This is a genomic window from Eupransor demetentiae, from assembly GCF_963930865.1.
GTDB lineage: Bacteria > Bacillota > Bacilli > Lactobacillales > Lactobacillaceae > Eupransor > Eupransor demetentiae.
Genome location: NZ_CAWVOH010000003.1, coordinates 61,235 through 86,352, shown reverse-complemented (window position 1 = coordinate 86,352; position 25,118 = coordinate 61,235). Strand labels below are relative to the sequence as shown.

The 25,118-nt window shown below is 46.0% G+C and carries 24 protein-coding genes and 2 tRNA genes; 9 read left to right on the top strand and 17 right to left on the bottom strand.

Annotation, left to right across the window (positions count from 1 at the left end):
- Positions 1-54 precede the first annotated feature (54 nt).
- Both ABSY64_RS06705 and mutY read right to left on the bottom strand, forming a co-directional pair.
- The gene (locus tag ABSY64_RS06705; protein ID WP_349642317.1) at positions 55-1,167 is read right to left on the bottom strand and encodes an AI-2E family transporter; all 1,113 of its coding nucleotides are present in this window, start codon (positions 1,165-1,167) and stop codon (positions 55-57) included.
- Positions 1,151-2,191 carry an A/G-specific adenine glycosylase gene (mutY, locus tag ABSY64_RS06700; protein WP_349642316.1) on the bottom strand — a complete coding sequence of 347 codons (1,041 nt, stop codon included), beginning with the start codon at positions 2,189-2,191 and terminating at the stop codon, positions 1,151-1,153. Before mutY ends, ABSY64_RS06705 begins: the two co-directional genes overlap by 17 nt.
- An 89-nt stretch (positions 2,192-2,280) precedes the next feature.
- Between mutY and ABSY64_RS06695 the strand changes: the two genes are divergently transcribed.
- Entirely contained in the window at positions 2,281-2,424 is a 144-nt protein-coding gene (locus ABSY64_RS06695) for a hypothetical protein (RefSeq protein WP_349642315.1), read from the top strand.
- A 135-nt stretch (positions 2,425-2,559) separates the two neighbouring features.
- Positions 2,560-3,228 carry a phosphatase PAP2 family protein gene (locus ABSY64_RS06690; RefSeq protein ID WP_349642314.1) on the top strand — a complete coding sequence of 223 codons (669 nt, stop codon included), beginning with the start codon at positions 2,560-2,562 and terminating at the stop codon, positions 3,226-3,228.
- A gap of 48 nt (positions 3,229-3,276) precedes the next feature.
- Here ABSY64_RS06690 and nrdF read toward each other — a convergent pair whose 3' ends face one another.
- From nrdF to nrdH, 4 genes are read right to left on the bottom strand one after another with little or no spacing between them, the layout of a single operon-like run.
- Positions 3,277-4,245, bottom strand: coding sequence for a class 1b ribonucleoside-diphosphate reductase subunit beta (gene nrdF, locus ABSY64_RS06685; protein ID WP_349642313.1), 969 nt, complete (start codon positions 4,243-4,245; stop codon positions 3,277-3,279).
- On the bottom strand, positions 4,235-4,687 hold the full coding sequence (gene nrdI / locus ABSY64_RS06680; protein WP_349642312.1) for a class Ib ribonucleoside-diphosphate reductase assembly flavoprotein NrdI: 453 nt from the start codon (positions 4,685-4,687) through the stop codon (positions 4,235-4,237). Before nrdI ends, nrdF begins: the two co-directional genes overlap by 11 nt.
- A gap of 52 nt (positions 4,688-4,739) precedes the next feature.
- On the bottom strand, positions 4,740-6,911 hold the full coding sequence (nrdE, locus tag ABSY64_RS06675; protein WP_349642311.1) for a class 1b ribonucleoside-diphosphate reductase subunit alpha: 2,172 nt from the start codon (positions 6,909-6,911) through the stop codon (positions 4,740-4,742).
- A 40-nt stretch (positions 6,912-6,951) separates the two neighbouring features.
- A complete protein-coding gene (gene nrdH / locus ABSY64_RS06670; RefSeq protein ID WP_349642310.1) occupies positions 6,952-7,191 on the bottom strand; it encodes a glutaredoxin-like protein NrdH in 240 nt (79 codons plus the stop codon).
- Positions 7,192-7,571: 380 nt separating this feature from the next.
- Between nrdH and ABSY64_RS06665 the strand changes: the two genes are divergently transcribed.
- Complete coding sequence (locus ABSY64_RS06665; protein WP_349642309.1) at positions 7,572-8,999, top strand: hemolysin family protein; 1,428 nt, start codon at positions 7,572-7,574, stop codon at positions 8,997-8,999.
- Between the two features lie 42 nt (positions 9,000-9,041).
- Here ABSY64_RS06665 and ABSY64_RS06660 read toward each other — a convergent pair whose 3' ends face one another.
- Both ABSY64_RS06660 and ABSY64_RS06655 read right to left on the bottom strand, forming a co-directional pair.
- Positions 9,042-11,573, bottom strand: a complete 2,532-nt coding sequence (locus ABSY64_RS06660) for an excinuclease ABC subunit UvrA (protein ID WP_349642308.1) — start codon at positions 11,571-11,573, stop codon at positions 9,042-9,044.
- A gap of 78 nt (positions 11,574-11,651) precedes the next feature.
- Positions 11,652-12,101, bottom strand: coding sequence for a hypothetical protein (locus ABSY64_RS06655; protein ID WP_349642307.1), 450 nt, complete (start codon positions 12,099-12,101; stop codon positions 11,652-11,654).
- A gap of 172 nt (positions 12,102-12,273) precedes the next feature.
- On the opposite strand from ABSY64_RS06655, the gene ABSY64_RS06650 reads away from it, so the two are divergent.
- The 4 genes from ABSY64_RS06650 (at position 12,274) to ABSY64_RS06635 (ending at position 15,073) form a co-directional block, all read left to right on the top strand.
- Positions 12,274-12,948: a histidine phosphatase family protein gene (locus ABSY64_RS06650; protein WP_349642306.1), complete on the top strand. Its 675-nt coding sequence runs from the start codon at positions 12,274-12,276 to the stop codon at positions 12,946-12,948.
- Between the two features lie 2 nt (positions 12,949-12,950).
- A complete protein-coding gene (gene hflX / locus ABSY64_RS06645; RefSeq protein ID WP_349642305.1) occupies positions 12,951-14,237 on the top strand; it encodes a GTPase HflX in 1,287 nt (428 codons plus the stop codon).
- A gap of 67 nt (positions 14,238-14,304) precedes the next feature.
- Complete coding sequence (locus tag ABSY64_RS06640; RefSeq protein ID WP_349642304.1) at positions 14,305-14,706, top strand: hypothetical protein; 402 nt, start codon at positions 14,305-14,307, stop codon at positions 14,704-14,706.
- Positions 14,687-15,073 carry a hypothetical protein gene (locus ABSY64_RS06635; RefSeq protein WP_349642303.1) on the top strand — a complete coding sequence of 129 codons (387 nt, stop codon included), beginning with the start codon at positions 14,687-14,689 and terminating at the stop codon, positions 15,071-15,073. The genes ABSY64_RS06640 and ABSY64_RS06635 overlap by 20 nt, the downstream gene beginning before the upstream one ends.
- Positions 15,074-15,140: 67 nt before the next feature.
- Here the strand turns inward: ABSY64_RS06635 and ABSY64_RS06630 are convergent.
- From ABSY64_RS06630 to ABSY64_RS06610, 5 genes are all read right to left on the bottom strand, one after another.
- Positions 15,141-15,212, bottom strand: a tRNA-Gln gene (locus tag ABSY64_RS06630).
- Positions 15,213-15,238: 26 nt separating this feature from the next.
- Positions 15,239-15,321: transfer RNA gene (locus ABSY64_RS06625), tRNA-Tyr, on the bottom strand.
- A gap of 82 nt (positions 15,322-15,403) precedes the next feature.
- On the bottom strand, positions 15,404-16,771 hold the full coding sequence (locus ABSY64_RS06620) for a DHA2 family efflux MFS transporter permease subunit (protein WP_349642302.1): 1,368 nt from the start codon (positions 16,769-16,771) through the stop codon (positions 15,404-15,406).
- A 69-nt stretch (positions 16,772-16,840) separates the two neighbouring features.
- A complete protein-coding gene (locus ABSY64_RS06615) occupies positions 16,841-18,619 on the bottom strand; it encodes a glycerophosphoryl diester phosphodiesterase membrane domain-containing protein (protein ID WP_349642301.1) in 1,779 nt (592 codons plus the stop codon).
- Positions 18,620-18,727: 108 nt separating this feature from the next.
- The gene (locus ABSY64_RS06610) at positions 18,728-20,995 is read right to left on the bottom strand and encodes an MMPL family transporter (protein ID WP_349642300.1); all 2,268 of its coding nucleotides are present in this window, start codon (positions 20,993-20,995) and stop codon (positions 18,728-18,730) included.
- Positions 20,996-21,118: 123 nt separating this feature from the next.
- Between ABSY64_RS06610 and ABSY64_RS06605 the strand changes: the two genes are divergently transcribed.
- Positions 21,119-21,628: a TetR/AcrR family transcriptional regulator gene (locus ABSY64_RS06605; RefSeq protein WP_349642299.1), complete on the top strand. Its 510-nt coding sequence runs from the start codon at positions 21,119-21,121 to the stop codon at positions 21,626-21,628.
- A gap of 61 nt (positions 21,629-21,689) precedes the next feature.
- Here ABSY64_RS06605 and ABSY64_RS06600 read toward each other — a convergent pair whose 3' ends face one another.
- Positions 21,690-22,112, bottom strand: coding sequence for a phosphate-starvation-inducible PsiE family protein (locus ABSY64_RS06600; RefSeq protein WP_349642298.1), 423 nt, complete (start codon positions 22,110-22,112; stop codon positions 21,690-21,692).
- Between the two features lie 106 nt (positions 22,113-22,218).
- On the opposite strand from ABSY64_RS06600, the gene ABSY64_RS06595 reads away from it, so the two are divergent.
- Entirely contained in the window at positions 22,219-23,250 is a 1,032-nt protein-coding gene (locus ABSY64_RS06595; RefSeq protein WP_349642297.1) for a zinc-binding dehydrogenase, read from the top strand.
- Between the two features lie 85 nt (positions 23,251-23,335).
- Here the strand turns inward: ABSY64_RS06595 and ABSY64_RS06590 are convergent, their stop codons facing one another.
- The 3 genes from ABSY64_RS06590 to ABSY64_RS06580 all read right to left on the bottom strand — a co-directional run bounded on the left by ABSY64_RS06590 (position 23,336) and on the right by ABSY64_RS06580 (position 24,989).
- A complete protein-coding gene (locus tag ABSY64_RS06590; RefSeq protein WP_349642296.1) occupies positions 23,336-23,782 on the bottom strand; it encodes a hypothetical protein in 447 nt (148 codons plus the stop codon).
- On the bottom strand, positions 23,779-24,372 hold the full coding sequence (locus tag ABSY64_RS06585; RefSeq protein WP_349642295.1) for a hypothetical protein: 594 nt from the start codon (positions 24,370-24,372) through the stop codon (positions 23,779-23,781). Before ABSY64_RS06585 ends, ABSY64_RS06590 begins: the two co-directional genes overlap by 4 nt.
- 389 nt (positions 24,373-24,761) lie before the next feature.
- A complete protein-coding gene (locus ABSY64_RS06580; protein ID WP_349642294.1) occupies positions 24,762-24,989 on the bottom strand; it encodes a hypothetical protein in 228 nt (75 codons plus the stop codon).
- Positions 24,990-25,118: the final 129 nt, after the last annotated feature.

Below are 25,118 nucleotides of genomic sequence, written 5' to 3'. Positions count from 1 at the left end.
GGGCGTGAAACAACCATTTAATATTACCTAAATTCAGCAGACACGTCAAGAAATTTATTCGCTTTTTTTGATGATATTTACCCGGCGCATAGCCAAGATGTAAAGCAAGACAGTTCGCGCAATGGCATAAACCGGCACAATCAGAATCATACCCAGGATTCCCCAGATATTTCCGGCCCCTAGCAAAAGCAACATAATCGTCAAAGGATGAATCTTCAAGGCGTTTCCAATCATCTTAGGATAGATAATCGAACCGACCACTTGCTGGACGATTGCCATGATAATCAAAACGAAGACCACTTGTTTCCAAGACATCGTCGCAGCCACAATCAAGGCCGGGATAACACCAATCCAAGGTCCCACGTAAGGAACGATGTTGGCCACCCCAGCGATGAAACCGAGCAACCAAATATAAGGCAAACCGACCAAACCGTAACCAATACTCATGGAAAAACCAACGAAGAGCATTTGAACGGCTTGGCCTGAGATGTAACGCTCGATGGTGCGGTCCATCTGACCGGCCAAGTCCGCAACTTGTTCGTTACGCTGTGCTGGGAAAAGCTTCTGCAAGGCCGGCACCATGCGGTTTGAATCGTTCAACATATAGAACAAGATAATGGGAATCGTGAAGATGTTGATGGTGACCGTCGTAGCGGTTGAAAGCACCGTCTTCAAAGTACCGGCAGTAATCGAAACAAAGGATGAAGCGTATTTGGAAACATTGCGCTGCACATCAGAACTTGAAACCGAAATGTTCAAGCGTTCAAACCAACGGGAATTAATAATCTCCGTCGTCCAAGTTCGGGCATGATTAACCAAACTTGGCACGGCTTTAATCAAATTCGTAATTTCATTTAGGATAATCGGCACGAAAATCATGACGGCGCCCACCACCACTAATAGGAAGAAAACAAAAGTAATGATCACCGCCCAAGGACGGGGCAACTGCCAGTCCTTGATTTTAATGCGCTCGACCAACTTCAAAATTGGCTTCAAGGCGTAGTACAAGAAGCCTGAAATCAAAAGCGGCATGAAAACCGTTCCAATAAAGAGCGAAATGGGCCGCATCAAAAAGTCGAGGCGGCTAGCGATGAAGAGCAAGACGGCTAGCGCCAGCAATTCAATCGTCCAATAAAATAATTTTTTTAAATTAGTGTTCGGAAACATCGTCAACCTCATGTAGTTTATCAATTAATTTGTGCTGAACCTTGGGCAAGGAAAGAGCCTGCCACTCTTCCGGACTGAAAAAGCGTTGATTTTCCTTGGGTTCGGCTTGGTCAATGGCCGTTAACCAAATTTCCCAACGACGGTGGGAAAATACGTGGACAACGGGTTTAATATGTAGTTGTTCGCCAGCCAGATCTTCGACCGAATTGATTTCCTTAAGCGGAAAAGTCCAGAAGTTGGCGAGCAAGCCCTCTGCTGGTCGCTTTTCAAAAAGAAGCTTCTCGCCCCGGCGAGTGACCTGGGCTTGGTACAAAACTTTAACCGGCTTGGCCTTCTTGCTTTTAACCGGGAACTGCTCTTCAATCCCGTCACGATAGGCGGCATTGTACTCTTTAACGGGCGAGTGTAGGGTATCCGGATTCTTTGTCTTCATATAAGAAGAACCCAAATCCATAATGGCTTGGTTAAAGTCGCCTGGCTGTTCAGGATCAACGATTGGTGCGACCGCTTGATAAAAAATCTTGCGACTCTTGGGCTGAGCAATATCGGCATCAATTTCAAGCAAACGAGAAAAGACACGGTACATGTTGCCGTCCAGTGCAGGCACAACTTCGCCAAAGGCCATGGAAGCAATCGCGGCTGCCGTGTAAGGACCCACGCCTGGCAACTCCGCCAAGTCATCGGAAGACTGAGGCCAGTTACCGTGCAAGTCGTTGACAACGTACTTGGCCGCCTTCTGTAAGTTGCGAGCTCGTGAATAGTAGCCCAGTCCTTCCCACAGTTTCAAAACCTGGTCTTCTGGCGCGGCCGCCAAAGCTTCCACCGTTGGCAAAGCTTCCATAAAACGATTGTAGTAATCAACAACGGTATCCACGCGCGTTTGCTGCAGCATCAATTCTGACACCAAAGTACCGTAGGCATCGCGTTTTTTCCGCCAAGGAAGGTCGTGGCGGCCCTCTTGATCATACCAATCTAAAAGGGCTTTACGAAAGCCCTGAATTTCTTTGTCAGTCCATTCTTCCATAGCGATATTATAACACTTGAATTCACGCTACCTTTAAAGTATAATTTACTTTTGTATTGAAAAGAACTTTAAATATAAGGAGTACGATTATGGCTGAAAAGACACCGCTTAATTCATTTGCTCGTGCCCGTAAGGTTGGTCATGACGCCAAGAAGAAGAAGCGTCAAGAAAACATTGCACTTTTGCAGCAATGGGCCAAGGGTAAGAACAAGGAAATCCCTGTTATCAAGTAAGAAGCTAGCTTAATTGCTGGTTTTTTTATTTTTACGAGCAATTTATGCCAGCTCACTCCTTTTGTCCTTGTCTAGCCCGCTTGTGACAGTTATACTGTTAACATAAGTAACTTTAGTCTTGGAGAAATCAAATTTATGATTATTGCAGTAATGCCTCAACAAAAACGCCGGGCAATCCTCGCCATCATCGCGGCGGTGATTCTTGCAGTCCTCGTTGGTACCAACTTTGCTTTTCCTTCTCAAATCGATGAGACTGTTCGTCAGTTCTGGGCTGGTGTGCAAACGCCTTACGGTGACATTGTCATGGCAATTGCGACCTTCTTAGGAGCACCGGCAATGGATATCATTTATGTCTTCTTATTAGCCGTCGTTCTCTTCTTTGCAGATTTGAAGATCCCCGCCCTCTGGACGCTTCTAACACTTGGGTTTGGTGATATTGCTACAAGTATCATTAAAGCCGTCGTGCATCGCGAACGTCCACTCGGTCATCTCTTGACTGATAATGGTCCTTCCTTCCCCAGCCAACACGTCTTCGGCTTCTTCGTGGTTGTCTTCATCATGTTTATCTTGGTGACGCCCAACATTAACTCAGCCGTAACGCGTATCATCGTCAAGTGGCTCTTGCTTACGATTGGTGGCATGTTGATGCTATCTCGTATGTACTTGTCAGCCCACTTCTTGACTGACACGATTGGTGGCTTCCTATTCGCCTACGCATGGGTTATCATGTGTGCTGGTCTTTATCCAGGCTATGCCCGTTACTTGAAGAAGAACTTCAAGTTATTCGCCCGCGATGAAATTTAATCGTTAAATAAAAAGCGTTGAGCTAAGAGCTCAACGCTTTTTTTGTGCTTAAATATCGTAATCGGAAGTGTCCATGGCTTCAACTTCACCAAGCAGATAACCGTTTCCGACTCCTGAGAAGAAGTCGTGGTTAGCCGTTGAAGTTGAAATTCCGTTCATAACGACCGGGTTAACATCTTCGGCAGTATCGGGGAACAATGGATCCTGTCCCATGTTCATCAAGGCCTTGTTGGCATTGTAGCGCAAGAAGGAAGCGACATCATCAGTCCAGCCTAGTCCGTCGTATAGCAAGGCCGTGTACTTCATTTCGTTTTCGTACAGGTCGTAGAGCAAATCATACATCCAGGACTGCAATTCAGCCTGTTCGTCGGCGCTCAACTTCTTAAAGCCAATTTGGAACTTGTAGCCAATGTAAGTCCCGTGAACGGATTCATCACGCAAAATCAACTTGATGACTTCGGCAACGTTCAACATACGGTTGTGGCCCAAATAGTAAAGTGGCGTGTAGAATCCAGAATAAAAGAGGAAGGATTCCAAAAAAACAGAAGCAATCTTCTTTTGCAAAGGCGTACCATTCAAGTAAATGTCATCAATCTTGTTCGCCTTGTACTGCAAAAATTCGTTGGTATCGGCCCAATCGAAAACCTGATCAATGGTGGCCTTGTCGTTCAAAGTTTCAAAGATTGAAGAATAAGACTTAGCATGAACTGATTCCATGAACTGGATGTTGTTCAAGACGGCTTCTTCCTTTTGGTTGATAGCATCGGCTCGCAAAGAAGCCATTCCATCTTGTGACTGCAAAGTATCCAGCGTAGTCAAGCCAGCAAAAACATAGTTAACCAAGTCGCGTTCTTCTTGTGACAGGTCGTGACGCCAGTTACGCAAGTCATTTGAAATTGGAATACGCGTGTCCAACCAGAACTGCTGGGTCAACTTTTCCCAAGTTGCCTTATCCAATTCGTCTTCGATGTGGTTCCAATTAATGGCGATGTAGGCGCCGTTTTTTCTATGCTCCATGTTTGCTCTCCAATGCTGCTTTGATTTTTGGGTAAATACGAGCGGCATCAAACTTGCTACCGCGTAATTCGTAATGGTCGATTAAGGGCACGTTAAACTTCTTAGCGTAACGTTTGGCCGTTAAAATGTACTGATCGTTGAAGTTGCGGTTACCCGAACCGATAACACCGCGCAGATAGCGCTGATTGTTGCCTTCTTCGATATATTCGCCAAGGGCGTTGGTGAAAATCTCGGTCACTTCCGGACCAGTTCCAGTGCCACCAGTTAAATAGGTGGGCACAAGGGCGACATAGGGCTGCTTTTCAACTGCAACTTCCGTTTCATCCCCAATTGCTCGTGGATGAAAATCATCGCCCGCCTTTTCGGCTTCCAGAGCCAGCTTGTCGATAAATGCTTCTGTATTGCCTTCGGTTGAGGTATACAGAACGTTAACCTGGCTCATCCTTTTCTCCTTTCAAGTTTACTTATGTACGGCGGCGAAAGCCACCATTAAATTAAATTGAGCAAGACTCACATTCGTTGACACCAGATTCTTGGTTATCATCGGTGAAGGTACGAATGTAGTACAAGGACTTGATGCCCTGCTTAAAGGCGTAGTTACGCAAGATGGAAAGATCACGCGTCGTCATCTTGTTCGTACGGCCGTTCTTCCATTCGTACATGCCTTCTGGCAACGTCGAACGCATGAAGAGCGTCAAGGACATTCCCTGGTCGACGTGCTGCTGAGCAGTCGCGTAAACGTCAATCACCTTGCGCATATCCGTGTCATAAGCTGACTTAAAGTATGGCATGGTTTCGTTTGACAATCCAGGGGCTGGGTAATAAACCTTTCCAATCATTCCTTCAGAGCGCTCTTCAACGCGGTTAACGATTGGCAACAAGGAAGCTGTCGTGTTATTCACGTAAGAAATTGAACCGGTTGGGGCAACGGCGTGGCGGTAAGCATTGTACATACCGTACTCTTGCACGTCGGCACGCAATTCCTTCCAGTCTTCCTTCGTTGGAACAGCCAAGCCCTTAAAGAGCTCAGCAACCTTATCAGTCTTCGGCTGCCAGTTTTCTTCCAGGTACTTGTTGAAGTAAGAACCATCGGCATAGGCGGACTTTTCAAAGTTATGGAAAGTTTCCTTGCGTTCCTTAGCAATGTGCATTGAAGCTTTGATTGAATAGAAATTCAAGGTCATGAAGAAAACATTGGTGAAATCAAGGGCTTCTTCATCACCATAGTACATCTGGTTTTGCGCGAAGAAGGCAGCCAAGCCCATCGCTCCCAAACCAACGGCATGGTTAAGCTTGTTGCCGTGTTCAACGGGTGGAACCACGTTCAAGTTTGACGTATCGGAAACGAAGGTCAAGGCACGAATCATCGTTTCAACAGAGGCACCGAAGTCCGGCGTCTTCATCATGTTGACGATGTTGATGGAACCCAAGTTACATGAAATATCTTCACCCAACTTGGTGTAAATCTGTTCATCGTTAAGCGTTGACGTCGTTTCAGCCTGCAAAATTTCAGAACAAAGGTTTGATGAAACCACCTTGCCATCCGTGGCATTGGCACGGTTAACCGTATCCAAGTTAATGATGTATGGATAACCTGATTCTTGCTGCAACTTTGAAATTTCTTCTTCCAAGTTACGGGCAGGCACGTAATGCTTTGTAATTTCAGGGTTAGCGACCATCTTGTCGTATTCCGCCGTGATATCAACGTAGTTGAATGGCACGCCGTAAACACGCTGAACGTCAGCTGGGCTAAAGAGGGCCAACTGCTCGTTGTTCTTAGCCAATTCGTAGAACTTGTCCGGAACGGTCAAGCCAAGGGACAGGGTCTTAACACGGACCTTTTCATCGGCGTTTTCCTTCTTTGTAGCAAGGAAAGACATGATGTCGGGATGGAAAACCGAGAGGTAAACCACGCCGGCACCCTGACGAGCCCCAACTTGAGATGAAAAAGTGAAAGAATCTTCCAACAACTTCATCACGGGCACAACGCCCCCAGCAGAATTAGCTATGCCCATCACGGGCGCACCGGATTCACGTAGGTTGGACAAGTTGATACCAACTCCCCCACCCATCTTTGAAAGCTGCAAAGCGGAGTTAACGATACGACCAATCGAGTTCATATCATCAGTGGTTTCCAAAACAAAACATGAAACCAATTCACCACGACGGGCACGGCCAGCATTCAAGAATGATGGCGTTGCCGGCTGATAACGTTGGTGAATCATTTCGTCAGCCAAGGACATGGCCAAGTCTTCGTTACCAGCAGCAAAGAAGAGCGCGTTGGCCGCTACACGGTCCAAATAAGTTTCAACATAGTAGGCACCATCGTTGGTTTTCAAAGCGTACTGGTTATAAAACTTAAAGGCCGACATGAAGGATCCAAAGTGGAAATCCTGCTTTTCCAAGAAAGCGTAAAGCTTTTCAATGAAGGCAAGATCATACTTTTCGATGAAGTCGCGTTCCAAGAAGTTATTTTCAAACAACCATTCGAAACGTTCCTTTAATGATGGGAAACGCTTAACGTTTGGTTCAACATTCTCCTTCATGAAAGCGGCCAAAGCTTCTTGGTCCTTGCTCAATTGGATTTGGTTGTCCTTGGGGATATTAACTTCGTTATTCAAGTCGAAGTAGGTCACTTCGTTAATATCGATATCTTTTAACGACATTCACTTCTCCATTTCTAAATTTAAGCAACAAAAAAAGAGCTTAAGCGGTAATCTGGCTAATTTGCTTCAATTGATCCGGACGGAATCCAGAAAATGAATCCATTCCGGGTACCATAACGACAGGGGCTTGGCGGAAACCTGCATCCTTCAATTCTTGTGCGTATTGTGGTTCTTCTTCAATGTTGAATTCTTCGTAACCAATTCCTGCTTGATCGAGGAACTTCTTGGTCATCTTGCATTGTACGCAGTTATTTTTAGTGTAGACCTTTACTTCTGCCATAGTTGGCCTCCTTCTTTATATTCTCTATATTTTTTTCGTGAAGACAACTATCAGTTTAGCCTTTTCAGGTAAATCTTCAAGGTCAATATTTGTCCTCACAAAAACAAATGTTCGGTTAAAACCGAACTACTGGGCAAGATGCTTCGAAAAAAAATACTTTGTGAAATTTAAGAATGTGAGGCCTGATTTTATGCAATTTTATTCGCTCAAAAAGCCCTCATTTTTTTAGAAAATCCTCTTGGGATTGTTTAAATTAGCTTTTGTCATTGTGAATATTGTACAAAGAGAATTCAACTGTCTACTTTCACAGCGAACAGTCCTCTTAAAATTTGCTATAATAGAGGCATTATTGATTTTATTCTGAAACGAGGTAAGAAACTTTGGATACCGGTCCTTCGATAACCACATTTGTTGTTATCATCTTTATTTTGTTATTGGCCATTCTGTTTACGCTAACGGAGTATTCTCTTGTTAAGGTACGTTTGTCTGCCTTACGAGCATTACAGGACGACCGTCCAAAGCCTTCAAAGAACATCAGCCAAGCCATCCACATGGTGGAACACCTGACTGAATATCTTTCAACGGCTCAAGTTGGAATTACATTGACTTCGCTGATCTTAGGTTGGCTTGGTGAAGAATCTGTGGCTGACATTATCTTAAGCAGTCACTTGTTGCCTGCCGATATGGCTCACCCAGTTGCTTCTGTGGCCGCCATTGTCATCTTTACGGTTATTCACGCCGTCTTCACTGATTTGGTTCCTAAGAACATCGCCATTGAAGAACCCGTTAAGGTTTTGCTTCTTATTGTTAAGCCGGTCCGCTTCTTCCACTTGACCCTGTTCCCATTGATTTGGATTTTGGATCACTTGTCAAACGGCGTAACGCGCTTGCTTGGCTTTACGGTCGATAACGATCAGGATATCTATTCACAGACTGAAATCCTTTCTTTGTCCAAGCACGCCGCAGCGGCTGGTGAGTTGGACGACGAAGATTTGACCTTCATGCAACGTGCCTTTGAAATGAATGATAAGGTTGCGGCGGACATCATGATTGACCGTACATCAATGGACGTCATTGATGTTACGGATTCAATCAACCAAGGGGTGGATTTGTACTTGAAGAAGCGGCATTCCCGTTTCCCAGTTGTTGCTGACAATGATAAGGATAAGGTTTTGGGTTACGTCTTCAACTATGACTTGGTTCGCCAGGCCCGTATTTCAGGCAAGGAATCGGTTGCCCGCATCATGCGTGACATCCCCGCCGTTCCTGAAAACATGGATTTGCACTCGGTCATGGACGAAATGATCATGAAGCGCTCCCCTATCGCCGTTGTAGTCGACGAATATGGTGGAACTGCCGGAATCATCACCGACAAGGATATCTACGAAGAGCTCTTCGGTTCTGTCCGCGATGAAATGGATGATGAATCCGATGCCTACATCGAAAAGCTGGGTGACCATCGTTTCAAGGTTTCTGGAAAGACAACTTTGTACGACTTCCAGCGTTACTTCGGTATTAGCGTTAAGGAATTGGACGAAGACGACGCCGTTACTTTGACGGGTTACGTTTTGAAGAAGGATCCTGATTTCCGTGCTGGCGACAGCATGCAAATCGCCAACTTCCAAATCACCGCCTTGGATTACGACAACGCCTTCATCCCTGAATTCGCTGTTAAGGAATTGCCAAAGCCCGCCCAGGATACGGACGGCAACGGTGTCTTTGATAGTGAAGAAGCCGATGAAGACGATGACAAGAAGTCAGGCAAGGACAAGGACGACAATAAGTCAGACAAGTCCGAAGATAAATAATCATCAAAAAAAGCATCCCGTTTGGGATGCTTTTTATTTGCTCTAAAAGGCGATGTGGAACTTTTCAAAGTGGCGCTTGAGGTAATCGAGGGTCAAGCTGTGGCCACTGCGAACTTCTTTTGCAACGGGACCGGCGGCCATGATTCGGCCACCGGCAGAACCACCGCGGGGGCCAAGGTCGAGAAGATAGTCGGCGTTGGTCATCAAGTCCAAATCGTGGGTGATGATGACGATGGTAGCCCCCTTAGCTTTCAAGCGGTTGAAGACACCCAACAAGGTCCAAACATCGCGGGGATGCAAGCCAATTGAAGGTTCATCGAAGACGAAGAGAGTCTTTTTCTGAGACTTGTTCAAGTGCTTAACCAATTTGAGGCGCTGGGCTTCACCACCCGACAAAGACGGTGTACTTTGGCCCAGATGCAAGTAATCCAAGCCAATTTCAGCCAGCAGATTGAGTTGCTTTTCAATCTTAGGCACTTCCTTGAAAACGGAACGCGCTTCAGCAACCGAAAGGTTTAAGAGGTCAACGATTGAACGGCCCCCCCACTTAATCTGAGAGATTTCAGGCTTAAAACGATTTCCCTGACAAACGGGACAGATTTCTTCCACGTCGGCGAGGTACTGCACGTCTAAGGAAACTACCCCTAGACCACCACAGTTCGGGCAAGCCCCCTCCTTACTATTATAAGAAAAGGCAGCCAAGCCGTAGCCTTTAGCCTTAGCTTCGGGTAGCCCGGCAAAGAGGTGGCGAAGATTATCCATGATGGAGGTGTAAGTCGCCACCGAAGAACGGGTGTTTTTCCCGACCGGCTTGGCATCGACGGCTACTACTGAATTCAAGTTCGTTTCAAGACTCTTAACCTGCTGGGGCAAGCTTTCACCCTGTCCCTTATCAGAAATGGCCGGCACCAGCGAATCCAGAATCAAGGATGACTTTCCAGCTCCGGAAAAACCAGTGACGGCAGTCATTTCGTGTTCTGGTAAGGAAACCTTAACGTCCTTGAGGTTGTAGAGTCCCTTCACTTCAAACTTAGTTTGTGTGGTGTCTGCCGGATCAGTCGGCTCAACCTTCTTTTGCATAATCTGGGCGGTGCCGTTCAGATATGGCCCAATAAGGGACTTTTTGTCCTTTGAAAGCTCAGCCGGCGTGCCTTGAGCGATGATTTCACCGCCCTTTACCCCTGAGCCAGGACCGACTTCGATAATCCAATCCGCTGCGGCAATCAAATCAACGTTGTGATCAACCACGACCAAGGAGTTTCCTTGTTCAATCAACTCTCGGAAAACGTTAATCAAGCCGGCCACGTTATCAGGGTGCAAACCAATCGAAGGCTCGTCCAAGACATAGAGGACGCCGGTTGTCTCGGTACGCAGCGTCTTAGCCAGTTGAATTCGTTGCAGCTCTCCTGTTGAAAGGCTGTTTCCAGCACGAGACAGAGCAAGATAGTCCAAACCAAGTTCGAGGAGCGGACGCAAGTTATTGGTCAGCTCGTCGAAAATAATCTTAGCCATCTTCTGCATATTAGCAGGCAAGGACTTGAGCGTCGCCTCGCGCCAGTCGGCTAATTCGCCCAAATGTAAGTCAGCGACTTGCGCAATGTTTTTGCCCGCTACCGTTTGCTGTAACAGCTTAGGATTCAAGCGAGAACCATGGCAGAGTGGGCAGGTTGAAAAATGAAAGAAACGATTCAGCTGCTTAACCGAGCGCTCGGAGTGAACGGTTTTCAACGAGTCATAAATGGCATCGTAGGCGTTTTCATAGAGGGAGTTATCGTTGTGGTAAACACGACCAGTCGAGGTGTTCAAATCCACGACGTAACGCTTCTTTTCACCATGTAAAACGAAGTCCTTCTCCTTATCCGATAGGTCCTTGAAAGGCACATCGGTGCGCACGCCCCGCGAACGAGCAATGGTAGCCATGAAGGAACGACCTGGCAAACGCCAGGAAGCCACTGCGCCTTCATCAATAGTAAGATTTTCATCCTTGATGATTTTGCTGTCATCGATGGAACGAACTTCACCGGTCCCATGACATTCAGGACAGGCACCGTTCCCGTTAAAGGCAAAATCTTCGGCTTCCGGCACAGAAAAGGAAACCCCACAGGTTGGACACTGGATGTCCCACTGATGGCCATCATCGCTGGCAGGTCGGTCAAAGGCCTGGGCGATGGCGAGTGAGGGCGCCACGCGATGGCCGTTCGGACAGACCGGCGAACCCAGTCGTGAAAAGATCAAACGAACGACGTTGAAAATTTCAGACATGGAGCCCACGGTTGACCGTTCCGATGGCACACCGGGACGCTGCCGTAAGGCAATGGCTGAGGGAATGTGCTTCACTTCGCGGACGTCAGCTCGGGTATTTTGCCCGATCCGACGACGGGTATAAGTTGACAAGGCCTCCAAATAGCGGCGGGAACCCTCAGCGTATAGAATCCCCATCGCCAAAGAAGACTTTCCGGAACCAGAGGGCCCCGAGATAGCCACAAACTTATTTAAAGGAATATCAATATCAATGTTTTTGAGGTTGTGGACGCGACCGCCGCGCACCTCAATCTTGTCGATTTTTTCGGACATGCAAACCTCCTCGATAACTTGCTTTTAGCCTAACGCTGGCGCCTATAAAATGCAAAAAGACCGCCAATTGCGGCCTTTTTATTTGTGCTGCCAAGCTAGTTGGACAAGGTAAAAAATTTGTACGAATAGCGCCAGGCTCAAAAGACCGTCTGCCAGACCTAGATAAGTAAGCAAACTTAGGGCGATGCAAACGGACATTATCATCCGCGTAACCTTTCCCATGCCAACTTGATTGGCCCGACGGCGAACCAAATTAATGTACAAAAAGGCGATGAAGAAAGTCGCTACCATCGTGATGGTTCCCCAGAAAGCAGGCCCTGCGGAATAATAAGCGACTGACTGTTCGCCATAAACAGCCCGACCGAAGTTCACGTAAGTTTCTAAGGGAAAACTGTAGCCGTGCGTCCACATAGGCAAATTCACCAGTACAAGTGCCGCAAAGAGGACCAGTACGGTTCGCATGAAGCGGACGCCATTATCCGCATTATTCAAGAACTTATCAAAATTATTCTTCCAAATCGTTTTCATCAAGATTACCTCAACTTTATGACCTTTAGCTTATCAAAGGCCCGATTTGAAAGATAGACTCTCACCCGGATTGTTAATTGCTTGTAAAAATTTTAACAGCGTTGTTATATAAAGCACAGCCTGGCCGTCAATGTTAAACTATAGGAAGAAACTAATCGCAAAGGACGTTTACATGGCCATTCAAATTTATCTCGTTCGCCACGGCGAAACTTACTTCAACTTGCTGCGTCGCCTCCAAGGCTTTTCCGACGCGCCGCTAACTGAAAAAGGAATCCAGGACGGTAAAAAAGCAGGTCAGCGCTTAGCTAAGGTTCACTTCGCCGGTGCTTACTCATCGGACTTGACCCGCGCCATCCACACGGCACAGTATGCCCTCAGCCAAAACCAGGCCGATTCGCCTAAAAAGCCGGTGCAACTCCCCGACTTTCGTGAAGAAAACTTCGGGACCTTCGAGGGCATGGATTCGCAAATGTCGATTACCTACTTAAACGGCTTTACCGAGGAAAACTATCCTTCGTACAACAGCATGGTTCAAGAACTAGGCATGCCGGGCTTGATGGACCTCTTTCATGACCACGACCCTTACAAGCTGGCGGAATCCTATGCTGACTGGCAAAGCCGCATTGAGCGTGGCTTTGCCGATATCCGCAAGCGCCATCAAGACGGTGACAAAGTTTTGATTGTTTCCCACGGTACCACCATTCGCGGGATTGCGACCCTCTTGGGACGCCCCGAACTCAGCCAGGAATCAATTAAAAACGGGGCGGTGACTCGCATCGACTTAGACGTCAATTCAGATGCTGCTAAGATTGTTGAATTTAATAACGATGAAAAGGTCTTTGATTAAAGATGACAGAAGAAAAATTACGTCCCGTGATTTTGGCCGGCTTGGCCTATAAGGATCACGGCGACTTAGATTATGAAATGACCGAGCTAGCCGAACTAGCCCGCGCCAACAACTTAGATCCGCGTGAAAGCTTCACGCAAAAAACTGACCGGCCGGACCCCGGTACCTATTTCGGTAAGGGTAAGGTTGAAGAATTGGCCGCCGCGGTCAAAACCTACGAAGTTGACCTCATCGTCACCAACGACGAACTCTCCCCTTCTCAGATTCGCAATCTAGAAGCCCGGACTGACGCCACAGTTGTGGACCGCACTGGTTTGATTTTGGATATCTTTGCGCAGCGTGCTCAGACGAAACAGGCCAAGTTGCAGGTGCAATTAGCGCGCTTGCAGTATCAGTTGCCTCGCTTGCGGACTTCCATGTCCGTTAGCTTGGATCAGCAAACCGGTGCCGGTGGCGGTGGCTTTACCTCGCGTGGTGCTGGTGAAACCAAGCTTGAACAGTCCCGTCGCCGCATCACCAACGAAATGGTACACATTCGCCATGAATTAGCTGATATTCAAGCCGGTGCCAAGACCCGTTCCGCTCAGCGGGAAGGGTCAGGAATGCCCAGTGTCGCCCTCGTTGGCTACACTAACGCTGGTAAGTCAACGATTATGAACCGTTTGCTCGCTCGCTTTGGCGTCGGCGCAAAGGAAGACGACAGCAAGCAAGTTTTCGAAAAGAACATGCTCTTCGCCACCTTGAACACGACGGTTCGACAATTGACGCTGCCCGACAAGAAGCAGTTTTTGCTGTCGGATACGGTTGGTTTCGTTTCCAAGTTGCCCCACGATTTGGTGGCGGCCTTCCAGTCAACTTTGGCGGAAGCTGGTTCAGCCGACTTGCTTTTGCAGGTTGTTGATATTTCCGACCCCAATTACAAGAAGATGATGGAAACGACCGAGGAAACCTTAGCCAAAATCGGCATCAAGGATCGTCCAATGATTACGGTTTACAACAAGGCTGACTTGGCTGAAGTCCCTTACCCAACCGTCGACGGCCAAGGGGCCTTGACGATTTCGGCTAAGGACGAAAAGTCGCAGGATGACTTGCTTGATTTAATTAAGAAGGCCATCTTCCCGGACCTTCAACTGGTCAAGCTCCGGATTCCATTTTCCGATAACAAGGTGGTCGCCCAGCTCGCTGCCCACCACACCTTCCAGTCCGAAGAATACGACGAGGAAGGTACAGTGCTGGAAGTCGAATTGACTGGCGCTGAATTACCGCAGTATGAAAAGTATGTTGATTGAAAAAAGCTCCTCATGATGAGGGGCTTTTTAGTTTGCCAGTTTCGATTAGCTTTGAGAAAATTAGTATATGGAAAATAAAATTGATGATCAAAACATGAACAAGTACGATGAAGTTCTCTTTCAATCATTGCAGGAGATGACCGAAAAGTTGAATGATTCATCCGAAAATCCAGTTTCGTTGAGCTTACACCTCTGGCAGATGGGCATTCGCGATGCGGAGGCAAAGGATAAACTTATGCATGAAACGACTAAATTGGTATTTTCTGGCCGAGATCCTTTAACCTTGACCTATATGGATTTTCATCGCGCTTTTGCCAAACTCTACCCCAACACCTTCAACGACCCTAAAAAGGATGGCGGTGACATCCGTTATATTCTAACTTGGATTGGTCGAATCATGCCTCGAGTTTATCCCGTGGCTAAAAATATTCACATTGAAGGGGGAGCTGATGAAAAACATAATTCCTGAACGCTACTACCAGCGTTCCGCAGCAGAGACAGTCTTATTAAACGCCATGCACGAAATCGACATTTTCATTGCTGATGACGATTTTCTGCCAGTTTCAATGACTTTGGATCTCTGGATTATGGGTTTCGAAGATCCTCGAATTTTAGAAAAACTAATTTCCGCCTGCGAGCTTGTTTTGTCAAAGAGTAGTGATCCCTACCAACTAACCGCCGAAGACTTCTTTACTGAATTTCAAACTGTATCCGACCAATTTTCAACCCTAGAAGATGACAAGTTTTTGGTTAAGAACATTTTAGTCTGGCTGGGCCTACACCGAATCCCCATTCTTTATCCGATTGGCAAAGAATTCGAGGCACGAATCAAATAAAAGGACACCGCGGCGCGGTGCCCTTTTTTATTGCGCAAAAAAAGCAGTCCGAAGACTGCTTAATTAGTTGCCCCTGCTGGGATCGAACCAGCGCATGGAGGTACCAAAAACCTCTGCCTTACCACTTGGCCAAGGGGCAGTTGAATTTGGCCGCTTGCGCGGCGATGGGAGCGGTAGGATTCGAACCTACGAACCCGAAGGAACGGAGTTACAGTCCGTCGCGTTTAGCCAGACTTCGCTACACTCCCGATGTCTCAAACAACTTAAATATTATATCAACATTAAGTAAGTTTGACAAGTCCCCCAACAAAAGAAAAGTTGTTCCGCCTTCTAGTCGTCCTTGTTATTCAAACCACGCGACAAAATAAAGGTAATCGTCAACCAGCACAGCGACAAACCATAACCAAACTTAATTCCAATCAAATCATGGTTTGGATTGCTAGCAAAAATCGAAGCGGCTGCAGCAATAATTCCCACAATCAAGGCCGTTCCCAGCGAAGCGGCAATTTGGCGAAACATCGAATAAGCGGGTACCGCATCCGAAATCAGCTCGGCAGGCAAAGTCCGAACCGACTGGGTTTGAATCGGAATCAAAATCATCACCAACCCGAACTGACGAATCAACTGCGCGGCCAGTAAGACCCAGAAAGCATCTGAAAGTTTAACGTTGACCTGCAAAATCGTTCCGATAATGTCCAAAGTTAGCCCGATGGCCGTTAATTTTTTAATATCAATGTGGTCATACAAACGACCGGAAATCGGCGACAAAAAGCCGGTCAAAAGCGCTCCTGGCAAAATTACCCAAGCCGTTGTGATAGCTTTTAAGCCCAGCACCTGCTGAATCATCAAGGTCAGCATGATGGAGTTAGCAAACATGGTCGCCGTCAGCAAGAAATTCATCGAATTGGCAAGGTTAAACTGTTTGTCCTTGAAAATCCGGAAGTCGATAACCGGAATCGTGCTCTTACGCTGATGCCGGATGAAGAGAACGGTACCCAGCACACCGGCAAGCAAGCTACCACCGAGCTGCCAGGAAACGAAGGCATCCTGGCCGACATTAGACAAACCGTAAAGCAAAGTGCCCAAAGCAAAGGAAAGCAGGCTTAAGCCCGTAACGTTTAAGTGAGCATCTTCCTCCGGTTCATCATTTGGCACAGCCCAAATGGCGGCCACGATGGTCAGGGCAATGATGGGCACGAGGATGGCGAAAAGATAGCGCCAAGAGGCCAAGTCCAACAGCATTCCCGAAATCGTCGGCCCGATAATCGGCGCCATGTTAAAGACCATCCCGACCAGTCCCATGACCATGCCCCGATGGTGTGGATCAGCATAGCGCAGCCCCGCCACCATGACCAAGGGAAAGAGCACCCCTGCCCCAGCGGCTTGAATCATTCGGGCGACAACCACCAAAAAGAAGTTGGGCGCTACAAAGCCCAAGATGGAACCCGCCATAAAAATCGATGCGAAGGTCAAATATAGCGTTCGCATCGAGTATTTTTTGATGAGGTAAGAAGATGCGGGAATCACCAGCGCCGAAATCAGCATGTAGCCCGTCGTAATCCACTGGGCATCAGAAACTGAAATGTGGAAGGAGCGCATCAAATTTGGCAGCGCAATGTTCATCAAAGTCGATGAAAAGCCACCCATGAAGGCGCCAATCACCATCACTGCAATTGTAATTTTTAACCGTTTTTGCATAACATTACCTTAGCATTTTTCCAGGTAAAAGCAAAAAGCCCCGCAGGGCTTTTCTTAGTAGGCTGATTGCTAATCCATGTTCAAGAATTGCTTCATCTTCTTAGCATAGGACGGGTTGTGATCTTCATTGTAAACCACCGACTTAGCGACGGAAAGGTTGTCCGTGATCAGGGCGTCTACGTTGAGGTAAATCATGCTATGCATTTGGTCTTCTTCGTCGATGTCCCAAGCAAAGACCTTCTGGCCCTTTTCGTGGGCACGGTCGACGATTTGCTGGTTCAAAGTGCTTTGTTCCAGCGTGTAAGCATTGGCCGGCGTGTTCGGTAAGACCAAGGTGTAAGGCAGGATGAAGGAAGCTGGCAGCTTAGGCTGCATGACGCGAATGTCAGAGATGACGTGATAGTCCAGCGAGTGCAGCATGGAGCCATCCTTGACCAAACGCTTGCCGTACTTCTTGTTGAAGTTTTGCATGTAATCGGGACTGTCCTTCTTGGATGTCTTAATCTCGACCAAAAGCTTTTGATGAATTCGTTCGGCCGTGGCCAAGTAATCATCGAAGGAGGCCACTGGGGCGGCGTGGCCGTTTTCCCGAGCCGTTAAGCGAGTTAGTTCATCCAAAGTAAGGTCTTCCGGCTTCGCATTGACCCCGGTCAAGTGCTTGAGGTTGCTGTCGTGCATGACCACCCACTGATGGTCCTTGGTTTCGCGGATGTCCATTTCGACGTAGTCCGGCTTGTCTTTGGCCGTCTTCTCCAAAACCGGAATGGTGTTTTGTACCCCGTTGTCACCGTTGACACCACGGTGAGAAATCAAGGTCATGTTTTTGGCACCGGAGAAGGAGTCGGTCAGATAAACCATGTTAAAGACTAAGAGGACTAGCCCCACCACTACCGCAATGGTGACTGGCACCCAGGAGCCCAGCTTGGCATGGTTAGGAAAGTCCAAAACATAGTTGTCCTTGATGATTGGAATTTCCGTTGGAAAAAGAATCACCATGGCAAAAAGAACAGTGCCGACATCAACCACGACAAGAATCAAAACCTGAACCAGCGAAGTTAGCGATAAAGCAGTAATCAGACCAGCATTGCTAGCTAGATGACCGTCGAAATAAGATTGAGCGAGCACGGCTAAGGTCGTAAAGAGCCAGGAAAGAATCTCGGTCAACAGTCCGATCAAGATAATACGCCAAGCGTAAAACCAGAACTTGTGCTGCGTTTCCTTCCAAGAGGCCGACCAAGCTTCGTGGAAGGCCATTTGCTTCGTCAACATCAAGGGCAGAACGCGAATCGAACGAATGCCAACGTAGTAGAGCGCCAACATTAGCAAAATAAAGAGCGGTGCGTAAAGTCCGTTGGTCATAATCACCGTCAAAATAAAGTCCGGCAAAACCAACTTACGTAAGAGCAAGGAATCAAAAAGCCGTGACACAAGAGGCAAGATTATTAAGATATAACCGGCAAAAAGGATGGTCGATCCCAGCGAAATGCTACGTAGCGAGCGCCAGATAATGCCACCCACTCGTTTGATTGACAAGGGCTGTCCGGTCGCAATTTGATGAATGACCACAATCAAAAAGGCAAACTGCGCATAGGCCGTCAGCAGGATTAACAAGCCCAGTATCAAGAATTCAAGGGCCGGCAGTCCCATGTAGTGAAACAGCACGCCCAGATTGTTGTAGGACAAGTAGTTAATCCCAAACTGGGCCATAATGCCTTCAAAAATTAAAGTGTAGATTGGAATAAAGATATGTTTAATAATCGCTTGGACGGCAATCACTAGAATTAGATAAGCCACCCAATTCTTTTGAAATGCTCGCCGACTGCGATCAATGGCGCGAATGGTCTTCATAAAGTCCCCCTGGATTTAATCTCCCCCATCGTATCACTTTTAAAATTTTTCAGCTTAACAATAAGGTTACAAAAAAAAGCAACCCGCAGGCTGCTTTTCGCGTACTTATTATTTCTTGTTTTGACCAGGGAATACCCAGTTCCACTTTCCAAGAATCTTCAACATTGACGGTACGATCAAGAGACGTACGATGAAGGCATCAAAGAAGATTCCAAAGGCAAGGGTCAAGCCCATTGACTTGATGGTTGGATTGCTGTTAAGCGCAAATGAACCGAAGACGGCAATCATAATCAAGGCAGCAGTCACAACAATTGGACCAGAATCTTGAAGGGCAACCGTAATTGCACGGTCATTATCCTTGGTCTTCACGTATTCTTCACGCGCACGTGAAACCATGAAGACTTCGTAATCCATCGCCAATCCGAAGAGAATTCCAATGGCAATAACTGGTAAGAAGGCAATCAATGGACCACCCTTTGAAATACCGAAGAGATCCTTCATAAAGGCATCTTGGATAACCAAAGTAGTGAAACCAAATGAAGCAACCAATGATAGGCCGAAACCAGCCATGGCAACCAACGGAATCGTGAATGAGCGGAAGACACCCATCAAAAGGAAGAAGGCCAAAGCGATGATGATTCCTGCAAAGACAGGCGTTGCATCGTTCAACTTCTTAGTGATGTCCAAGTTAACAGCGTTAACACCAGTCATGGTGATGGTTGCGTTGTACTTCTTATCCGTCGTCTTTGAGTAAGCCTTGATCTTGTTAACCAAGTTTTCAGTTTGAACGGATTCAGAACCCTTCTTAGGAATGACCACGATCATGGCATACTTGCCATCTGAAGAAACCATGTAAGGCTTCGTAGCTTGGGCCATGATTTGGGCCTTCACCTTAGCGGCAACAGCATCTTGGTCTGCTTGACTTGGCATTTGACCAGTTGCTTGGGCCTTAGCAGCCATTTCTTGCTTAGCTTGGGCACCAAGGGTTTGCTGCAATTCGGCAGCCTTGGCTTGGTCAACTGACAATGGTGACAACTGCTTAGTACCGTTGTAATCGTTAATGTGTTCAGCAATCTTAGCCAAGTTTTGTTCGTTGTCGGACTTCTTGGTGTCGAGCTTGACCACCGCAATCAATGGTGAGTTAACCCCTTCACCAAACTTGTCTGAAATCATGTCATAAGCTTGACGTTCCGTGCGGTCAGTTGGCAAGGTTCCGTTGTAAGGCATACCCAAACGCATGTGCTGGGCAGGCAAAGCAACCAAGCCAAGGAAGATTACTGAGACAACCAGGATGATCCATGGGTGACCAGTCATCAACTTGGTCAACTTACCAGGGTTCTTAGCCATGTCATCCGTTGAACGGTTGTTAGGCTTGATAAACTTTGAAGACAAAGCAATCATGGCTGGCAAGAAGGTTAAAGCTGACATCAAAGCGAAGAAGACGGCTACGGCAGTAGCAAAGCCCATCTTTGACAAGAAGTCGATGCCGACCAAGCTCAAACCACAAACAGCAACGATAACCGTCGTAGCGGCAAAGATAACTGACTTTCCAGCTTCACTAACCGCACGGCCCAAGGCTTCCGCCTTGTCCCCGTTTGTCTCAGCCAAGTCAGTCTTGTAACGGTTCAAGATGAACAGAGCATAGTCGATACCAACAGCCAATGACAACATCACGGCCAAAGTCTGCGTAACATCAGACATATCAACAAAGCTTGAACCGATAACAATCAACAAGACACCAGTTCCCAAACCAAAGATGGCCGAAAGAATTGGCAAACCAGCTGTGACGAATGAACGGAAGAGTACCAACAACAAGATGAAGGCAATGCCCATTCCAATCAATTCTGAAGCCCCACCAAGGTCAATCTTTTGAATTTGAACAGAACCAGTGTAGGCTACCTTTGTTGCGCTGTTCTTAACGTCCTTGTTGAAGACCTTTTGAATGCCATCAATGGCATTGCGTGAAACGGACGTTGATTCCTTATCAAAGGTAATATCCACGTAAGTCGTGGTCTTATCAGAAGAAATAATGCCATTTGAGTAAGGGTTTGACACTGACTTGATGTCAGATGAGTAATCCTTGTTGATCTTATCAATGGCCTTGTTGACGTCATTCTTGACGCTTTCTTCGTTGGCTCCTTGACCACCCTTATGTTGGATAACCACCTTCATGGTTCCCGAATTAGGGTTTTGATGAAATTCCTTCTTTAAAGTGGACTGAATGTCAGTTGATGGAATCCCTGAAATCGTCAAGTTGGATGAGTAATGTGAACCCATCGTACCGGCGAATGTTCCAAAACCAGCTAACAAAAGCAGCCAGATAAAGATTGTCTTGAATTTATTATTGTAAACCCAAGTCCCAAAACGCTTTAACATGGCGTTTTCCTCCTAAATATTTAATACGATAATGAATATTTTAAACTTAGCACTCGCGCGGGTAAAGGGTTAATAATGTTATACTGTCTATAAAAACGACAGATTTGAGGAAGTGTCTACTTTATGGTCAATAAACGAGCTGAATTAATGCGATCCCACATACTTGAAAGTTTCGCCAAGGTACTGGCCAATACGCCCTTTTCCAAGCTAACGGTTAAGTCAATTTGCGATGAAGCTGAAATTAATCGAAATACTTTTTACCATCACTTTAAGGATAAGTACGATATTTTAGATGCGGTTTTTCATTATGGCCTAGCGGAATTCTTTAAACACACTGATTTAAAAGAATTCACCAAGCATCCCTTCACAACTTTGGCTGGGATCCAGGACACTGAATTTTTGGTCGTACTGCACCTACAAATGAAAGATCCCGAATTTGTAAAGTTATTCGAACGTTCTTGCATGAATTACCTCTTTAAGATATCCGGCGATTCTGACTTCTTATGGTTGCTGGGAAATGTCTACGTTATCACGCTGTGGAATGACAACCAGCATAACCCCTACGACCCCATGCAGGATTATAAAATTCTTGACCAAATTTACACCACACACCGCTTTCCACCCCTTCGCTAAATATTACGAAGTGCATCAAGAAAAGTCACAAAAAAAGTTCCCGAATGCGGGAACTTTTTTATTAGACAATTTCGTCGTCGGTATCGTGTTCGCCATAAAAGCGACGATAAACCACGATGGCGCCGACCAAAATCAAAATCGCCAAGCAGAGCAAGGCCGTTTTGACGGCGTTATCGTGATACACCAAGAGCGAACGAATAATGGCCGTGATGGCAACATAGAGATAATTTTCGAACTTAATCTTGGCCTGGTACTGGAAGTATTCTTTAATAATGACGGCAAATTCGAAGCACAAGAATGCTGTCAAGACGGTTCGAATCACATCCGAAAGATCGATTGAGTGGGAGTAATGGACCAAATCCCAGCCCAATTCATAAATCGACAAGGCGAAATAAGCCGCCACGATGAGGCCGAAGGCCAGCATCAGAACGGTGATAATCATGTCAAAAATTTTGGCGATTAGTGGGTAAACTTTTTCTTTCATAGTAATTAAATTTTAGCATGAAGTGGCGGATTTTCGATTTTTTCTTGACCTAAACCTGGCTTCAAGTTGTAAAGTAGACCCATAGCTTTAGAAAGGACTTTAATTCATGAAAGAAACTGTATTAGTTAAACCCGGTTTGGTCGAGATTCAAGACATCGACAAGCCAAAGTTGCAAAAGGATGACGACGTTATCATCAAAGTCTACCGTGCCTCGGTCTGTGGTTCTGACCTATGGAACTACAAGGGTATCGACAAGCCTCGTCCCGGTGCGCACAACTCTGGTCACGAAGCGATTGGAATTGTTGAGGAAGCGGGTTCAGCCATCAACACGGTCAAGAAGGGCGACTTCGTCATCGCACCATTTACCCACGGCTGTGGTCACTGTGCCGCTTGTTTGGCCGGTTACGAAGGTTCTTGCTTGAATCATGATGACAACTTCTCAGCTGATAACCAAGGCGAATACGTTCGTTTCCAGCACGCTGACTGGGCCTTGGTCAAGATTCCGGGTAAGCCGGAAGACTATACGGAAGGCATGATCAAGTCCTTCCAAACCTTGGCCGATGTTATGCCAACCGGTTACCACGCTGCGCGCACTGCCCACGTTGGCAAGGGTGACACGGTCGTCGTTGTTGGTGACGGCGCCGTCGGCTTGTGTGGTGTTATCGCTGCTAAGTTGCGTGGTGCTAAAAAAATCATCATCATGAGCCGCCACGAAGACCGCCAAAAGTTGGCCATCGAATTCGGTGCCACTGATGTTGTGGCCGAACGTGGTGATGAAGGCGTTGCCAAGGTCATGGAATTGACCAATGGCGCTGGTGCCGACGCCGTGCTCGAATGTGTCGGAGCCGAACTATCAACTAAAACTGCCCTCGACGTTGCCCGTCCCGGTGCAACGGTGGGTCGCGTTGGTTTGCCACACACCACAGTCGAAGCACCATTCGGCAAGAACGTTGCTTTGGCCGGTGGCCCAGCTTCTGTCACGACCTATGACAAGGGTGTCTTGTTGCAGGCCGTCTTGAACGGTGACATCAACCCTGGTAAGGTCTTCACGCAAAGCTTTGACTTGGATCACATCAACGATGCTTACCAAGCCATGACCGACCGCAAGGCCATCAAGTCTTTGATCGTCATGTCATAATACGAAATGGAAAAGGATTCGCTTATGCGGATCCTTTTTGTGTGGATCTAAAATTGAAGTGGCTACCTTCGTAATCAGTTAGAAATCACGCAAGGTGGAACTTTTTCCCTTTTAGAAAATCTTGAGCTACACGAACATAATCAGCTGGATTAAATTCCAAATTTGATTCTTGAATTAAGTCATTTTCAGGAACAACGGACTTTTTGGCGGCCACAGCGTTAGCAAAATCTTTATTAGTATATAAGGCTAGCAAATAGGCTGCTGTAATTTGTAACGCAATGTAGTAGTAGGCCATACCACTAAAAATAGAGAGGCAAAACTTTTTGGAAGGACTTCCTGAATAATTCACTTCTTCCAGTGTCTTAAGCCAAGCCTTAATACTGTATTTCAAGATAGTTATTGGAAAAACTAAATAGAGCAGCCAATTATTTGCCTTCAGAGACTTCTCATGAAAGACGGAATAGGCAGTGTAAACAGCATAACCATAATAAATTGAAATAGTCATTAATAAGAACAACCCAAGTATCATCATTGTTTTGGTCCTCCATTTTTCCTGTGCTTGCCATTCATCTGTTGCTGGACAAACTTCTTCATCTCAAGCTGGCGATTGGCTTGTTCCGTCCAATCTCTTTCTCGATAGTCAGTTGCTTCGCGTTCAACGTAACGATTCAAATAATCAACACCGGCAGATGCTTCATCCGTCATTTTAATCGAAAGGTTGGTTGCTTTTAAATTAGAAATAAAGGGTATTAGTAACGCCAAATATAAACCAGTTTTTATACTGTACTCAATTAAAACATTTCTGTTTTCAATGATTTTTTTATTGCTTATCAATATTGTAGCTAAAATAATGTAAAAAGTAATTAAAATAAAGCAAACAATCAAATTTCGCTCATAATATCTCTGTAAAAAGATTTTGTTCTTATCATCTTTCGGCCAACGTCCATACAAATCGTAAAATGAAAAAGCAATCGGAACAGCATAAAGAACGAATGAAAGAACAGAAGCTAATAAATCTCTTGAAAAAACTGTATTCAATGTCAAGGCACTAAATGCCAGGATAAAATAAAAAAGCTTAAGGTAACGATATGTAATCTGATTTCTATCCTCAAAACTTTTCAACCCAATTTCCCCTTAATCAATTTCAAATTCTTCCCTTAGACAACTAAATTAGCAAGAACATGGGCATATTAAAATAGTTCTGGCACACGTCGCCGGATATTTGGCACAAATGACAAACAAAAAAGAGCCCGCATCTGCGAGCCCTTCTCTTAATCACAAGATTAAAGTTGCTGCCTTAAACTTCAACAGCGCAATTAATTGTCCTAAATTCAAATTCATGGTGTTCACCTTCCCTCGTTAGTGAACAGTTTAGCACTTGCCGTGGATAAATGATAAATCAAAAACTAATCTCAACTGTTCTTCCGAGAAGCCCAGCCACCTTATCAATCTTCTTCTGCAAATTAGCCGAAGAAAAATGGACGTATAGGTGGTAAGGCAGTCATATTTCCCTATTCGGAAACTTCCATTTCGGCTTTACGATTTATAATCAATTCTTCCAGCTCGTTAAAATCTTCCAGAGTTGCTTGCTTTTTAATAAGGGAACGAGAATAAGTTCGATAACTCAAATATTTCTTACGTTCTTTATTTTTCTGAGCCCAACGTTTATTAGCTTCATTTTGTGCTGTTGTAGCAGATTCATATATTGCAGGACGACCTTGTTTCTTTTTTTCAGTCATTTAAATTACCAACATTTACAGTAAAATCTATTTTAAAAATAGTTCATCTACTTCGCTTAAGACAAATTCTGAAAATCTATTCAATTCCCTTGATACTATCCTGACCATCTTCAGCGTTATCTCTCAGAT

Coding starts and splice junctions, on each gene's coding strand:
- ABSY64_RS06705 (WP_349642317.1), bottom strand. CDS start 1,167: ATGTTTCCGAACACTAATTTAAAAAAATTATTTTATTGGACGATTGAA.
- mutY (WP_349642316.1), bottom strand. CDS start 2,191: ATGGAAGAATGGACTGACAAAGAAATTCAGGGCTTTCGTAAAGCCCTT.
- ABSY64_RS06695 (WP_349642315.1), top strand. CDS start 2,281: ATGGCTGAAAAGACACCGCTTAATTCATTTGCTCGTGCCCGTAAGGTT.
- ABSY64_RS06690 (WP_349642314.1), top strand. CDS start 2,560: ATGATTATTGCAGTAATGCCTCAACAAAAACGCCGGGCAATCCTCGCC.
- nrdF (WP_349642313.1), bottom strand. CDS start 4,245: ATGGAGCATAGAAAAAACGGCGCCTACATCGCCATTAATTGGAACCAC.
- nrdI (WP_349642312.1), bottom strand. CDS start 4,687: ATGAGCCAGGTTAACGTTCTGTATACCTCAACCGAAGGCAATACAGAA.
- nrdE (WP_349642311.1), bottom strand. CDS start 6,911: ATGTCGTTAAAAGATATCGATATTAACGAAGTGACCTACTTCGACTTG.
- nrdH (WP_349642310.1), bottom strand. CDS start 7,191: ATGGCAGAAGTAAAGGTCTACACTAAAAATAACTGCGTACAATGCAAG.
- ABSY64_RS06660 (WP_349642308.1), bottom strand. CDS start 11,573: ATGTCCGAAAAAATCGACAAGATTGAGGTGCGCGGCGGTCGCGTCCAC.
- ABSY64_RS06655 (WP_349642307.1), bottom strand. CDS start 12,101: ATGAAAACGATTTGGAAGAATAATTTTGATAAGTTCTTGAATAATGCG.
- ABSY64_RS06650 (WP_349642306.1), top strand. CDS start 12,274: ATGGCCATTCAAATTTATCTCGTTCGCCACGGCGAAACTTACTTCAAC.
- hflX (WP_349642305.1), top strand. CDS start 12,951: ATGACAGAAGAAAAATTACGTCCCGTGATTTTGGCCGGCTTGGCCTAT.
- ABSY64_RS06640 (WP_349642304.1), top strand. CDS start 14,305: ATGGAAAATAAAATTGATGATCAAAACATGAACAAGTACGATGAAGTT.
- ABSY64_RS06635 (WP_349642303.1), top strand. CDS start 14,687: ATGAAAAACATAATTCCTGAACGCTACTACCAGCGTTCCGCAGCAGAG.
- ABSY64_RS06620 (WP_349642302.1), bottom strand. CDS start 16,771: ATGCAAAAACGGTTAAAAATTACAATTGCAGTGATGGTGATTGGCGCC.
- ABSY64_RS06615 (WP_349642301.1), bottom strand. CDS start 18,619: ATGAAGACCATTCGCGCCATTGATCGCAGTCGGCGAGCATTTCAAAAG.
- ABSY64_RS06610 (WP_349642300.1), bottom strand. CDS start 20,995: ATGTTAAAGCGTTTTGGGACTTGGGTTTACAATAATAAATTCAAGACA.
- ABSY64_RS06605 (WP_349642299.1), top strand. CDS start 21,119: ATGGTCAATAAACGAGCTGAATTAATGCGATCCCACATACTTGAAAGT.
- ABSY64_RS06600 (WP_349642298.1), bottom strand. CDS start 22,112: ATGAAAGAAAAAGTTTACCCACTAATCGCCAAAATTTTTGACATGATT.
- ABSY64_RS06595 (WP_349642297.1), top strand. CDS start 22,219: ATGAAAGAAACTGTATTAGTTAAACCCGGTTTGGTCGAGATTCAAGAC.
- ABSY64_RS06590 (WP_349642296.1), bottom strand. CDS start 23,782: ATGATGATACTTGGGTTGTTCTTATTAATGACTATTTCAATTTATTAT.
- ABSY64_RS06580 (WP_349642294.1), bottom strand. CDS start 24,989: ATGACTGAAAAAAAGAAACAAGGTCGTCCTGCAATATATGAATCTGCT.